Origin of the sequence: Variovorax sp. Varisp41, assembly GCF_047325085.1 — a bacterium.
Classification (GTDB): Bacteria; Pseudomonadota; Gammaproteobacteria; order Burkholderiales; family Burkholderiaceae_C; genus Variovorax.
Window position 1 is genome coordinate 1816698 of record NZ_CP168541.1, and the last position, 13035, is coordinate 1829732.

The 13035-nt window shown below is 71.1% G+C and carries 9 protein-coding genes; 8 read left to right on the plus strand and 1 reads right to left on the minus strand.

Annotated elements, in window-relative coordinates; genetic code table 11:
* Positions 1 to 8 precede the first annotated feature (8 nt).
* Entirely contained in the window at positions 9 to 2810 is a 2802-nt protein-coding gene (locus tag ACEN9J_RS39815; RefSeq protein ID WP_261216846.1) for an ATP-binding protein, read from the minus strand.
* 211 nt (positions 2811 to 3021) lie between these two features.
* Here ACEN9J_RS39815 and ACEN9J_RS39820 point away from each other — a divergent pair, with 211 nt between their 5' ends.
* The 8 genes from ACEN9J_RS39820 to ACEN9J_RS39855 all read left to right on the plus strand — a co-directional run bounded on the left by ACEN9J_RS39820 (position 3022) and on the right by ACEN9J_RS39855 (position 12952).
* Positions 3022 to 4689: a hydantoinase B/oxoprolinase family protein gene (locus ACEN9J_RS39820; protein ID WP_261216844.1), complete on the plus strand. Its 1668-nt coding sequence runs from the start codon at positions 3022 to 3024 to the stop codon at positions 4687 to 4689.
* Positions 4686 to 6818, plus strand: a complete 2133-nt coding sequence (locus ACEN9J_RS39825) for a hydantoinase/oxoprolinase family protein (protein WP_261216842.1) — start codon at positions 4686 to 4688, stop codon at positions 6816 to 6818. Before ACEN9J_RS39820 ends, ACEN9J_RS39825 begins: the two co-directional genes overlap by 4 nt.
* Positions 6815 to 7837, plus strand: a complete 1023-nt coding sequence (locus tag ACEN9J_RS39830) for a phosphoglycerate dehydrogenase (protein ID WP_261216840.1) — start codon at positions 6815 to 6817, stop codon at positions 7835 to 7837. The genes ACEN9J_RS39825 and ACEN9J_RS39830 overlap by 4 nt, the downstream gene beginning before the upstream one ends.
* Positions 7838 to 7859: 22 nt before the next feature.
* Positions 7860 to 9224, plus strand: a complete 1365-nt coding sequence (locus tag ACEN9J_RS39835; protein WP_261216832.1) for a DUF1446 domain-containing protein — start codon at positions 7860 to 7862, stop codon at positions 9222 to 9224.
* Positions 9221 to 9532 carry a DUF4387 domain-containing protein gene (locus ACEN9J_RS39840; RefSeq protein WP_261216828.1) on the plus strand — a complete coding sequence of 104 codons (312 nt, stop codon included), beginning with the start codon at positions 9221 to 9223 and terminating at the stop codon, positions 9530 to 9532. Before ACEN9J_RS39835 ends, ACEN9J_RS39840 begins: the two co-directional genes overlap by 4 nt.
* A 70-nt stretch (positions 9533 to 9602) precedes the next feature.
* Positions 9603 to 10601 carry a Bug family tripartite tricarboxylate transporter substrate binding protein gene (locus tag ACEN9J_RS39845; protein WP_261216826.1) on the plus strand — a complete coding sequence of 333 codons (999 nt, stop codon included), beginning with the start codon at positions 9603 to 9605 and terminating at the stop codon, positions 10599 to 10601.
* A gap of 85 nt (positions 10602 to 10686) precedes the next feature.
* Complete coding sequence (locus tag ACEN9J_RS39850) at positions 10687 to 11586, plus strand: LysR family transcriptional regulator (RefSeq protein WP_261216824.1); 900 nt, start codon at positions 10687 to 10689, stop codon at positions 11584 to 11586.
* 127 nt (positions 11587 to 11713) lie between these two features.
* Positions 11714 to 12952 carry a porin gene (locus tag ACEN9J_RS39855; protein WP_413765204.1) on the plus strand — a complete coding sequence of 413 codons (1239 nt, stop codon included), beginning with the start codon at positions 11714 to 11716 and terminating at the stop codon, positions 12950 to 12952.
* Positions 12953 to 13035: the final 83 nt, after the last annotated feature.

Sequence of the window (13035 nt, forward strand, 5' to 3'; positions counted from 1 at the left end):
CACCGCCCTCACGCGGTAACCGGCGCATCGTCCGTGAGCTGGCGCAGCGCCTCGCGCAGCTTGCCGAGGTCGGCCGGCTTCGAGAAGTGCGCATCGAAACCGGCCTCCAGCGCCTGGCGCCGATCCGATTCCTGGCCATAGCCGGTCAGCGCGAGCAGGGCGATCCGCCGCGTGCCCGATTCGCGCTCACGCTCGCGCACGCGCCGCGCGAGTTCATGCCCGCTCATGCCGGGCAGGCCGATGTCGAAGATGCCCGCGTCCACCGGCCCGGCCTCGAGCAGCTGCAGCGCCTCCTCGGCGCTGCCGGCCTTGCGGACATCGTGCCCTTCGAGCGCGAACCACTCGGCGAGCACATCGAGCGCATCGAGGTTGTCGTCCACCAGCAGCAGGCGCAGCGTGGGCGCGCCGATGGCGGCCGCATCGGCGGGCGCCTCGGCTTCGGTGGCCGCGGCACCGGCCAGCGGCAGGCGCACGATGAAGCGGCTGCCCTGTCCTTCGCCGGCGCTCTGTGCCTCGATCAACCCGCCATGCAGCTTCGCGAGGCTTTGCGCGATGGCCAGGCCCAGGCCCAGGCCGCCGGCCGCGCGCTGCAGCTGCTGCGCACCCTGCACGAAGCGGTCGAACACATGCGGCAGCAGCTCGGGCGCGATGCCGATTCCCTCGTCGCTGATCGACAGCTCGGCCTGGCCATCGGCCATGCGCAGGTCCAGCACGATCTCGTCGGTGGGCTGGGTGAACTTGGCGGCGTTGTTCAGCAGGTTGCACACGATCTGCACCAGCCGCAGCGGATCGCCGAGCACCGGCACCGGCTGATCGGGCAGGCCCAGGCGCGGCATGCGCGCGCGCGGCTGCAGCGCGGGCTGCGTGAGCTCGATCGCCTTGGCGGCCACGTCGCGCAGGTCGACGGGCTCGGGCCGCAGCACGATCTTGCCCGACACGATGCGCGAGATGTCGAGCAGGTCGTCGACCAGCCGTGAGAGGTGGCGCACCTGCCGCTCGATGATCTGGCGCTCGCGCGGGAAGGCTTTTTCGTCCTTCCGTTCGATCAGCGTGAGCGCGAGCGAGATCGGCGCCAGCGGATTGCGCAGCTCGTGGCCCAGCATGGCGAGGAACTCGTCCTTGGCCTGGCTCGCCACCTCGGCCTGGGTCTGCGCCTTGCGGGCGCGCGCGAGCAGGCGCACGTTGTCCAGGGCCAGCGCGGCGCGCTGCGCGAGCTCGCCGATCAGGGCGCCGTCGGCCGGCGAGAAGCGCCGCTTCGAGCGGTCCTGCAGGATCGCCATCGCGCCGATGGTGCGCCCGCGCGCCACCAGCGGCACCACGCAGCCGGCCGTGATGCCCAGCATCTGCACGAAGGCGCGCAGCTGCGGGTCGAGCAGCTCGAAGTCGCCGGGGCTGTCGAGGTTGCCGATGAAGGTCTGGCCGCTGGCGATGGCCCAGGGGAACGAGCCAGGGCCGGTGGTCGGCGCGGCGCTGTTGTCCACGAACCGCGCGATCTCGGCGCTGCGCGCGGGGTCGGCATGGTGGGTGAGCTTGCGCTCGAGCACGTCGTGCTCGTCGAGCAGGTCGATGCGGCAGAGGTCGGCCACATGCGGCACGATGATGCCGGCGATGGCCTGCAGGGTCGATTCTTCCTCGAGCGAGCGCGACAGCACCGCGCTCGCGCTCACCAGCCGCTCGAGCTGGGTCTGCGCCGCCTGCGCCACGGTGCGGGCCTCGCGCTCTGCGTTCAGCAGGCTGTCGCGCTCGGCTTCGTGCTCGGTGCGCTGCGTGGCGGCATCGGCCAGCGCATGTGCCACGGCGTCGATCTCGGCGATGCCCGAGGCATGGGTCGAGACCGGCAGGCCGTGCCCGAGCGCGTCGGCACTGCGGCGCAGGCGCGCCATCGGCCGCGTGATCGAGCGCGACATCCACCAGGCCACGAGCGCGCCGAGCAGCAGCGACACCAGCAGGCCGCCGCCATAGGCGAGCAGGGTGCGGCGCAGTGCGTCGTCGGCCACCGCGGTGGGCGCGCCGAGCGCGACGATCCAGGGTGCGACATCGATGCGCGCCACCGCCGTCTGCACCTCGGTGCCGTCGACGTTGTGCGTGGTGCCGACGTACTCGCGCCGGTCCTTCATCGTCTGCAGCAGCGCGCGCAGGCTGTCGCTGGGCGGCCGGCCGCGGAAGCGCTCGTCATCGCGCGAGCGCGCCACGCGCGTCAGCGCCGAATCGAAGACCGAGACCGCCCAGCCCTCGGGCACGCGCTGGCGCGCCAGCACGGCACCGATCGCCTCGGGGCGCACGATGGCGGTGAGCACGTAGCGCACCGTGTCGTCGCGCACCACCGGCACCCGCACCGCGAAGGCCAGGTTGCCGCGCGGCCCCGGCGCCAGCACGCCGATGCCGGGCTGGCGCGTGCGGATCACCTCGGCCAGGCTGGCGGCCTCGACCACCTCGCCGTCGGCCCCGGCCACCGAGCCCTCGCTGCTGAAGACCACTTTGCCCGAGGGCGCGATCAGCAGCACGCCGCGCCATTCGGGATGGGTGGCGCGCAGCGCCTTGGCGAGCACCAGTGCGTCGATCAGGCCGCTGTCCTCGCTGGCGCCCAGCGGTTCGGCCAGCGCCAGCGCCTGCAGCGCGGAGATCGTGAGCCGCAGCTCGCTGTCGACCGAGGTGGCGAGCGCGCGCGCCACGCCCGTGGTGGAGGTCTGGGTCTGCGCGCGCTGGGCCTGCAGCAGCCCGTTGAGCGCGAAGCCGCAGACGACGGCGAGCGGCAGCAGGGCCGCCGAGGCCACCAGCAGGAGCCGGACCGAGAGGGAGGGAGCGCGCATTCGCCTGAGGTGATCCACCGCAAAAGCATCGATTGTTGCTCAGCCGGCATGGGCGGCCATCCCTGGTTTTCGGTAGCTGCCGGCACGGCGCCTGCCGCGCTGCGCTTTCGCTCGCCGCGAAAGCTACGCGCCTCGAAGCTAAACCAAGCGCGGGCTCGCGTTCCTAAAGTTGCGCCACGGGCCACAGCCGATGGCCGCGAACAGGAAAAAGATGCCTTCCCGAGACAAAGAAACCATCGACCCGATCACCCTCGAAATCTGGTGGAGCCGGCTCGTCGCCATCGCCGACGAGGCGGCCACCGCGCTGCTTCGCACCGCCTTCTCGACCATCGTGCGCGAATCGAACGACTTCGCCACGGTGCTGATGAACCGGCATGGCCAGTCGATCGCCGAGAGCACCGGCGGGATTCCCGCCTTCGCCGGCATCGTGCCGCGCACCACCAAGGCGATGCTCGAAACCTACCCCGCGTCCGGCTGGCGCGAGGGCGATTGCCTGATCACCAACAACCCCTGGCTGGCGACCGGCCACCTGCCCGACATCGCGATCGTCACGCCGATCTTCTTCGCGGGCGAGTTGGCCGGCTTCGCGGGATCGGTGGCCCACGCGCCCGACATCGGCGGCAATCCGGGCGCCGGGGCGCAGGAGCTCTACGAGGAGGGCGTGTGCATCCCGCCGATGCACCTCTACCGCGCCGGGCGTCGCAACGACGACATGCTCAAGCTGTTCCTCAACAACGTGCGCCTGCCCGAGCAGGTGCTCGGCGACATCGAAGCGCAGGTCACGGCCAACGAGGTGTGCCGCCGCCGCACCGTGGACTTCATGACCGACGCCGGGCTGCGCTCGCTCGACGCCCTCTCGGAGGCGGTGCACGAGCGCTCGGAGATGGCGGTGCGCAAGGCGATCGCAGCGATCCCGGACGGCCGCTACGAATCCGCCATCGATGCCGACGGCTTCGCCCACCGGCCCACGCACATCCGGTGCGCGATCACCATCAGCGGCGACTCCATGACGGTCGACTACGAAGGCAGTTCGCCCCAGGTGGACCGCGGCACCAACTGCACGATGAACTACACGCAGGCCTACTCGGTCTATCCGATCAAGTGCGTGCTCGATCCCGCGACGCGCAGGAACGAGGGCTCGTACCGGCCGATCCTGGTCAAGGCGCCCGAAGGCAGCATCCTCAACGCGCGCCATCCGGCGGCGGTGGCGGCGCGCCACCTCACCGGCCACATGCTGTGCTGCGCGATCTACCAGGCGCTGGCGCGCGTGATCCCGGACCAGGTGCTGGCCGACAGCGGCGGCACGCCGGCGATGCGGGTGCGCTTCAGCGGCGCCACCGGCTCGGGCTCGCGCTTCGCGCAGATTCTGTTCGCCAGCGGCGGCATGGGGGCGTCGGCGCGGGGCGACGGGCTGTCGACCACGGCCTTCCCCACCAACTCGGGCGCCGGCAGCATCGAGGCGCTCGAAGCGGTGGCGCCGGTGCTGGTGCGCCGCAAGGAATACCGGGCCGACTCCGGCGGCGCGGGCCGGCACCGTGGCGGGCTGGGGCAGCGCTGCGAGGTCGAGAACATCACCGGGCGGCCCATGCAGCTGGCGCTGCTCGCCGACCGCGAGCGCCATCCCGCGCTCGGCATCCTCGGCGGCCAGCCCGGCGCGCCCACGGCCGCCTTGCTCTCGAACGGCGCGGTGCTGTCGCTGAAGTCGAAGGTCGAGTTCCCGCCCGGCGAATGCGTGACCTTGCTGTTCGCGGGCGGCGGAGGCTACGGCCCGCCGCGAGAGCGCGATCCGGCGCGCTTGCGCCGCGATGTGTCGGACGGCTTCGTGTCGCCGGCGGCGGCCCTGGCCAGCTACGGGCAGGACGAGGGAGCGATGCAATGAGAAAGACCACCCGCATCGGCGTCGACATCGGCGGTACCTTCACCGACTTCGTGCTGCACGACGAGGCACGCGGCATCACGCGCACCGGCAAGCGGCTGACCACGCCGGCGCAACCGAGCCAGGCCATCGTCGAGGGCATCGAGCGGCTGCTGGCCGAGACCGGCACGCGAGCCGGCCAGATCGCCAGCATCGTGCATGGCACGACGTTGATCACCAACACCGTGCTCGAGCGCACCGGCGCCAAGGTCGGGCTGCTGGCCACCGAGGGCTTCCGCGACGTGCTCGAGATGGGGCGGGAGAGCCGCTACGACGTCGACGACCTGTTCCTGCAGCCGGCGCCGCTGATCGTGCCGCGCTCGCTGCGCCTGGGCGTGGGCGGCCGGTTGCTCGCCGACGGCAGCGAACGCACCCCGCTCGACGAAGAGGGCGTGGCGCGTTCGGTGCGCACGCTGGTGGAGGAACATCGCATCGAAGCGCTGGCGATCGCCTTCTTCCATGCCTACCGCAATCCAGCGCACGAGCGGCGCGCGCGGCAGATCGTGCACGGGCTGTACCCCGGCCTGCTCGTGAGCCTGTCGGCCGAGGTCGCGCCCGAGATTCGCGAGTTCGAGCGCACCACCACCGCCTGCGTCAATGCCTACGTGCAGCCGCGCGTGCACGGCTACCTCGACCGGCTCGGCGCCGACCTGGCGGCGCTGGGCTTCGAGGGCGACCTGCGGATCATGCTGTCCGGCGGCGGCATCACCACCGTCGACGAGGCCAAGCGCTATCCGGTGCGCCTGATCGAGTCGGGCCCGGCGGCTGGCGCGATGGCGGCTGCCTTCGTGGCGCGCACCGCCGGCGAGCCGCGCATGGTGTCGTTCGACGTCGGCGGGACCACCGCCAAGATGTGCCTCATCGAGCAGGGGCAGCCGCACCTGAAGCACGACTTCGAGGCCGGGCGCCTGCGCAAGTTCAAGCAGGGTTCGGGCCTGCCGCTCAAGGTCACGGTCATCGACATGATCGAGATCGGCTCGGGCGGCGGCTCGATCGCCGCGGTGGACGCGGTGGGCCTGATGAAGGTCGGCCCGCGCAGCGCGAGCTCCGTGCCAGGGCCGGTCTGCTACAACCGCGGCGGCACCGAGCCGACGGTGACCGACGCCGACCTGCTGCTCGGTTGCCTCGACCCCGCGTTCTTCCTCGGCGGCGAGATGGCGCTGTCGATCGACAAGGTCCGCTCGGCCGTGAGCGAGAAGCTGGCCGGCCCGCTGGGCATCGGCAGCGAGGAGGCGGCGCGCGGGATCCGCAGCATCGTCGACGAGAGCATGGCCGCGGCCACGCGCATGCACCTGGCCGAGAAGGGCAAGGACCCGCGCGCCTACACGCTGTTCGCCTTCGGTGGCGCCGGTCCGGTCCACGCCTATGCGCTCGCCCGGCTGCTGAAGATGCGCAGGATCATCGTGCCGATGGGGGCCGGCGTGATCTCGGCGCTCGGGTTCCTGGTGGCGGCACCTGCGGTCGACGAGGTGCGTGGCTACGTGACCAGCCTGGAGCAGGTCGACTGGGACCACGTCAACCGCATCTATGCCGAGATGGAGGCCTCGGCCAGCGCGCTGCTGCTGGGGGCCGGCGGCGACGCGGGCCAGATCTCGCTGCGCTGGTCGGTGGACATGCGCTACCTGGGCCAGGGCTTCGAGATCACCGTGGACATTCCGCGCGGCCCCCTGGGCGCGGCCGATCGCGGCGCGATCCGCGATGCTTTCGTGGCCACCTACGCGGCGCGGTTCGACCGCACGGTGCGCGACGTCGGCATCGAGGCGATCAACTGGCGCCTGTCGGCGAGCCTGCCCGCGCAGGACATCAGCCTCGCGCATGCACCGGTGCAAAGCGATCCGCTGCGTGGCGTGCGGGTGGTAAATTTCGCCGAATTCGGCGACCTGCCGGCGCGGGTCTATGACCGCTATGCGCTCAAGCCCGGCGACCGTTTCCAGGGGCCGGCCGTGGTCGAGGAGCGCGAATCGAGCTGCAGCTTCGGTCCCGATTGCGTGTTCTCCATCGACCGGCACTTCAACCTGGTCATCGAGCTCGGTGCCGCGCCCGAAGTGGCGGCGAGCCGGGGCGCCGTGGCCGAGGAGGCTGCCGCGCCATGAGCACGCTCTTGTCGGCGCGGCGCGTGGTCGTCACGCAGCGCTTCTTCGATGCGCAGGCCCGCGCCTTTCTCGAACAGCACGGGTGCACGGTGAGCGAGGTCGAGCTTCCGGCTGGCGTGGCCGACGGGGATCTCGGCGTCGACGTCCTGCGGCGCCATCTCGAGGGCGCGCAGGGCTGGATCGTCGGCCATGCGCGCGTCGACGATGAGTTGCTGCGTGCGCTGCCCGCGCTGCGGGTCATCGCGCGGCGCGGCGTGGGGCACGAGCGGGTGGACCAGGATGCGGTGCGCCGCCACGGCAAGGTGGCGACCATCGCAGCGGGTGGCAACGACGCCGCGGTGGCCGACCATGCGATCGCGCTGATGCTGGCGGTGGGCCGCCGCCTGCACGAAGCGCGGGCACAACTCGTCGTCGGCGACTGGTCTATTCCGCTGGCCACCGAGCTCTACCGCAAGACCGTCGGTGTGGTGGGGCTCGGGCGCATCGGCCGCGGCGTGGTGAGGCGCCTGCGCGGCTTCGAGGCCCGGGTGCTGATCGCCACGCCCGAGCGCGACGAAGCCTTCGCCGCCGAGCAGGGCGCGCGCTTCGCCAGCCTCGACGAACTGCTGGCCTGCGCCGACATCGTCAGCCTGCACGCGCCGCTGACGCCGGCGACCCACAGCTTGATCGACGCCGCGGCGCTCACGCGCATGAAGCGCGGCGCCATCCTGGTCAACACCGCGCGTGGCGGCCTGGTCGACGATGCCGCGCTGCTGGCCGCGCTCGAGGAGGGGCGGCTCGGCGGCGCCGGGCTCGACGTGTTCGAAAGCGAGGCCGATCCCGGCTTGCAGGCGGTGACGCACGCGCTGCTGCGGCTTCCGCAGGTGGTCGCCACGCCGCATGCGGGGGCGTCGACGGCCGAGAGCCTCGCACGCACGAACCTGATCGCGGCGCGCTGCGTGGTGCAGGTCCTCGATGGTCAGACGCCCGCCGCCGAATGTCTTCTGGCCGATGGCCGCTCTCCCAACCTCTCCCGATGAAAGAAGAACGATGCAGACAAGCGTGAAAGTCCTGGTCCCCTCGGGCTCGATCGGCGCCGGCGCGCGATCGCAGCAGCCATTCGAGCGCGGCATGCGCGAGCGTCCCGACGTGATCGCCGTGGACGGCGGCTCCACCGATTCCGGTCCGCACTACCTGGGATCGGGCCAGGCCAAGTGCTCGGTGGGCGCGTTGCGCTACGAGCTGCGGCAACTGATGGTCGCGCGTGCCGAGCTCGGCATTCCGCTCATCGTGGGCAGTTGCGGTACCTGCGGCTCCGATGCGGGCGTGAACCTCATGCGCGATCTGTGCCGCGAGATCGCGATCGAGCTCGGGCAGACCGTGCGCGTGGCCTGCATCTACAGCGAGCAATCGGCCGCGGCGGTGAAGACGGCGCTCGCGCAGGGCCGCATCTCCGGTCTGCAGCCACTGCTGCCGATCGACGACGCGCTGATCGAACGCTGCTCGCATATCGTCGCGGCCATGGGCGTGGAGCCGATCATCCATGCGCTCGGGCAGGGCGTGGACATCGTGCTCGCCGGGCGAGCGACGGACACAGCGCTGATGGCGGCCGTGCCGCTGATGCGCGGCGTCCATGCCGGGGCCGCCTGGCATGCGGGCAAGATCCTGGAGTGCGGCGCGCACTGCACCACCAAGCCGATGGCCGGCGCCGTGATGGCGACCATCGACCAGACCGGCTTCACCGTGCAGGCCCTGGCCGAGGGCGCGCGCGCCACGCCGCGGACCGTGCTGGCGCACATGCTCTACGAGAACTCGAACCCGCACGTGCTGGTCGAGCCGGGCGGCACGCTCGAGGTCGAGCGGGCCCGCTACGAATCGATCGACGACCAGCGCGTGCGTGTCGAGGGCTCGACCTGGACGCCGGCCGATGCCTACACCGTCAAGCTCGAGGGCGCCGCGCCGGCCGGACATCAGGCGCTGATCATGTGCCTGCTGCGCGCGTCGCGCTACAAGGACCGCTTCGACGAATGGATCGGGAATCTCGAGCGGCGCTCGCGCGAACTGATCGCGCTGCAGCTCAAGCTGGAGAGCGGCGACTACCATCTGCAGTTCCGCGCCATCGGCCGCGACGCGACGCTCGGGGCGCTGGAATCGCTCCCGGGCAACCCGACCGAGATCGGGGTGATGGCGATCGTCACCTCGCCCACGCAGGAGCGCACCCGGGAACTGCTGGCGATCCTGAACTCGCCGATGCTGCACTTCCCGCTGCCGGACGACGAGGAGCTGCCCACGCACTGCTTCCCGCTGTCGCCCGCCTCGATGAACCGGGGCGTGGTCTACGAGTTCGTGCTCAACCACGTGATGACGGTGTCCGATCCGCTGTCGCCGTTCCGTTTCGACTACGCCACCTTCGGAGAACCGCTGTGACCCGTCCCGATCCTTCCAGCTACGACGTACGCTCCAAGAATGCCGGGCCGTTCTGGCTCACCATCGACATCTTCTGCCACGATGCCGGGGCCTTCCGGGCGCTGTGCGACGAGCCTCGGGTGCAGGCCGACGAGATCGCCCGGCTGCTGCGCGGCGATGCCGCCAGCGTGAAGGTGTTTCGCATCGGGGCGCTCAACGTCATCAAGATCAGCCTGCCGAGGCCGGTGGTGCAGGGCTCGCTCGAGGACCGCGACCTGCACGGCGCGCAGTGGGCCCATCTCGTGCAGGAATCGCTGGCGCGCGATTGAGGCGCGCGCCGACCTGCCTTTCGAACAACGACAAGAGGCCGCGTCCGATGCGGCCTGCCGGAGACACGACATGCCAACGACGACCATCCCTTTCAACCCGCGGCGCCGTCGCGCGCTGGCCATCGGTGCCGCCGCGTTCCTGCCCGTCCCCTTCGCCTGGGCGCAGGGCTATCCGACGAAGCCGATCCGGCTGATCCTGCCCAATGCGCCGGGCTCCTCGGTCGACAACATGGCGCGCCAGCTCGCGGTCGGACTCGGCACCGCGCTCGGCCAGTCGATCGTGGTCGAGAACGTGCCCGGCTCGGGCGGGCTGATCGGCATCAGCCAGATGCTGCGCGCGCCGCGCGACGGCTACACCATCGGCATGGTGGCCAACAACTATGCGATCGGTCCCAGCCTCTATCGGCTGCCCTACGACCCCGCCAGGGACATCGTTCCGGTGTCGCTGCTGGTGACGGGGCCGATGGTGCTGGTCACGCATCCCGCGCTGCCGGCCCGCACGCTGGCGGATTTCATCGCGCTCGCGAAGTCGCGGCCGGCCGAGAAGTCGCTGAGCTTCGGCAGCGCGGGCGTGGGCACCGTCGGCCATCTCGCGGGCGAGCTGATGGCGACGTCGGCCGACGTGAAGCTGCTGCATGTGCCCTACAAGGGCAACAACAACTTCACCACCGACCTCGTCGGCGGGCAGCTCGATGCCGGCTTCATCGCGGCGGGCGTCGCGATGCCGCTGATCAGGCAGGGCAGCCTGCGCGCGCTGGCGCTCACCACGCCGAGGCGGCTGGCGCTGTTGCCCGAGGTTCCGCCGATGGCCGAGGCCGGGTTGCCCGGGTTCGATCTCGGCGGCTGGCAGGCGATGATCGCGCCGGCCGGCATTCCGGCGCCGGCGCTCGAGCGGCTCAACGCCGAGATCGTCCGCGTGCTGAAGTCGAAGGAGGTCTCGCGCTTCGTCGAGGAGCAGGGCAGCCAGGTGGTGGCGAGTTCGCCGACGGAGGCCGCGAAGCTGATCTCGCGCGACATCGCGCGCTATGCGGACTTGTCGCGTCGCATCGGCCTGAAGCCCGAGAATTGAGGCGCCGCCCGCGCCGAAGGGCCGGCAGCCGCCGGTTGCGATGCGCCACCGGCGAACCCTTCACCCAGCCGACGAGGCGGCCGCCATGAAGCAACTCGAGTTCACCACCCTCCGGCTCTTCGCCGCCGTCGCGGAGGCGGGCAGCCTTTCGGCGGCCGCGGAGAAAAGCAATATCGCGGTGGCGGCGGTCAGCAAGCGCATCAGCGATCTCGAGAGCTCGACGGGCAGCCAGTTCTTCCATCGCCATGCGCGCGGCATGACGCTCACGCCCGCGGGGCGCGCCTTGCTGCAGCACGCCAGGCAGATCCTGTTCGGCGTCGATCGCATGCACATGGACCTGAGCCAGTACGCGCTCGGCGCGAAGGGGCTGGTGCGCGTGGCGGCGACGGGTTCGGCGGTCACGCAATTCCTGCCGGGCGAGCTCAAGCGCTTCGGCGACCTGCATCCGAACATCGCCATCGACCTGTCGGAATGGACGAGCGAGCAGATCGTCGACGCCGTGCTCGACGGACGCGTGGACATGGGCATCTTCATCGGGCCCAGCGGCAACGATGCGATCGCCACCTATCCGTACCACACCGATCGGCTGTGCCTGGTGGTGCCCAAGGGCCACCCGCTGGCCGCGCGCCCCAGCGTGCGCTTCGCCGACACGCTGGACGAGGACTTCATCGGCCTGTCGCCGAGCAGCTCGATCGCGCAGCACCTGATGGCGGCGAGCGGCGGCAAGCTCAAGGTGCGCATCAACGTGCGCGGTTGCGATGCGCTGTGCCGCATGGTGGCCGAGGGCCTGGGCATCGGCGTGAGTCCCTACCTGATCGTGCGGCACTACGTGTCGGCCACGCCTGTCGAGCTGGTGGCGCTCGAGGACGATTGGGCGCGGCGCCAGCTGCTGATCGGCATCCGTTCGGGCGACGACGGCTTGTCGGGAGCCGCGCAGTCCTTTCTCGCGCACTGCATCGAGGCGGCCGCGCGCCCGCCCGGCTGAGGCTTTCTCCAGCGGCGAAGGGCGTCCGCCCTCGAAGCTAAACCGCGCCGCCGCCCTTCTTTCTAAATTCCAGTGGCCCTCGCACCGGCGGTGCGAGCAGGCAGACAAGAACCACTGGAGACAACCCATGAAACCAAGCCTTGCCGCGACCGCGGCAGTCGCTGCGGCCTGCGCCGCTTCCGCCGCTTCGGCGCAGTCGTCGATCCTCATGTTCGGCGTGGTCGACACGGCCATCGGCACGTTCTCGAGCCGCGCCGAGCCTTCCTTGCGCACGCTCGCCAGCGATCCCGCGGCGGCCGCGCGCGGCGCCATCGGCCTGCGCCGCAACGCGATGATCAACTCGGGCCACAACTCGAGCCGCTTCGGCTTTCGGGGCACGGAAGACCTCGGCGGCGGCCTGGCCGCGAGCTTCTGGCTCGAGGCACCGATCTCGAACGACGACGGCCAGACCGGCATCGCCTCGTTCTCGCGCCGCTCCACCGTCAGCCTGTCGGGCGGCTTCGGCGAGATCCGCCTGGGCCGCGACTACACGCCCACCTTCTGGAACGACTCGGTGATGGACCCCTTCGGCCAGGTCGGGCCGGGAACGAACCTGCTGCTCGCGGCCAGCACGAGCGAGCCGGGCTTCGGTGCCAACGGCAACTACGCGCGCGTCGGCAATTCGGTGGGCTATTTCCTGCCGAAGGATCTCGGCGGCTTCTATGGGCAGCTGATGTACGGCTTTCACGAGAACACGCGCTACACGCCGGGCGACAGCACGCCGCCGGGCATCGGGCCTTCCGGCCGGCTCAACGCCGGCGCGGTGCCGGCGGTGCGTGCCGGCCGCTATCTCGGCGGGCGCTTCGGCTATGCGAGCGGCCCGCTCGACATCGCCCTGGCCTACAGCACCAACACCGTGGCCGACAGCTTCTATGCGGGAACCACGGACAGCGTGCGCACGGCCAATCTCGGCGTGGCCTACGACTTCGAGGTGGCCAAGCTCACGGCGGAGCTCTCGCGCGTGGAGCGCGTGCGCAGGTACGCGCAGCCGCCAGCCGTGGGCGCGGTGCCGGACACGGAGCTTTCGGGCTATCTGCTCGGCGTGCAGGTGCCGATCGGGCCGGGCCTGTTCCGCGCGTCCTATGCGCGGGTGCGCTACGACCTGAACGCGGCGTTCCCCGCGGCCGACCCCTCGGCGTCGAAGCTCGCGATCGGCTATGTGCACAACCTCTCGAAGCGCACGGCGCTGTATGTCACGGCGGCGCGGGTGCGCAATCGCAACGGAGCTGCGTTGATCGTCGGCGGGGCGCCCGCGTTCACGGCGACCGCGGGCTATGTGCCCGCGACCTCGACTGGCTGCGTGATGGGCGTGCGGCACGCCTTCTGAGCCGGGCGCGAGGGGAGGGCGCGCCGGCCCAGGGCGTTGAGCGGGGCTGCGAATCCGGGGTTTGTACTACATCAAACATGATA

Excerpts from the sequence above, each read along its gene's own strand:
- ACEN9J_RS39830 (WP_261216840.1), top strand. The coding sequence starts at position 6,815 with ATGAGCACGCTCTTGTCGGCGCGGCGCGTGGTCGTCACGCAGCGCTTC.
- ACEN9J_RS39820 (WP_261216844.1), top strand. The coding sequence starts at position 3,022 with ATGCCTTCCCGAGACAAAGAAACCATCGACCCGATCACCCTCGAAATC.
- ACEN9J_RS39815 (WP_261216846.1), bottom strand. The coding sequence starts at position 2,810 with ATGCGCGCTCCCTCCCTCTCGGTCCGGCTCCTGCTGGTGGCCTCGGCG.
- ACEN9J_RS39855 (WP_413765204.1), top strand. The coding sequence starts at position 11,714 with ATGAAACCAAGCCTTGCCGCGACCGCGGCAGTCGCTGCGGCCTGCGCC.
- ACEN9J_RS39845 (WP_261216826.1), top strand. The coding sequence starts at position 9,603 with ATGCCAACGACGACCATCCCTTTCAACCCGCGGCGCCGTCGCGCGCTG.
- ACEN9J_RS39825 (WP_261216842.1), top strand. The coding sequence starts at position 4,686 with ATGAGAAAGACCACCCGCATCGGCGTCGACATCGGCGGTACCTTCACC.
- ACEN9J_RS39850 (WP_261216824.1), top strand. The coding sequence starts at position 10,687 with ATGAAGCAACTCGAGTTCACCACCCTCCGGCTCTTCGCCGCCGTCGCG.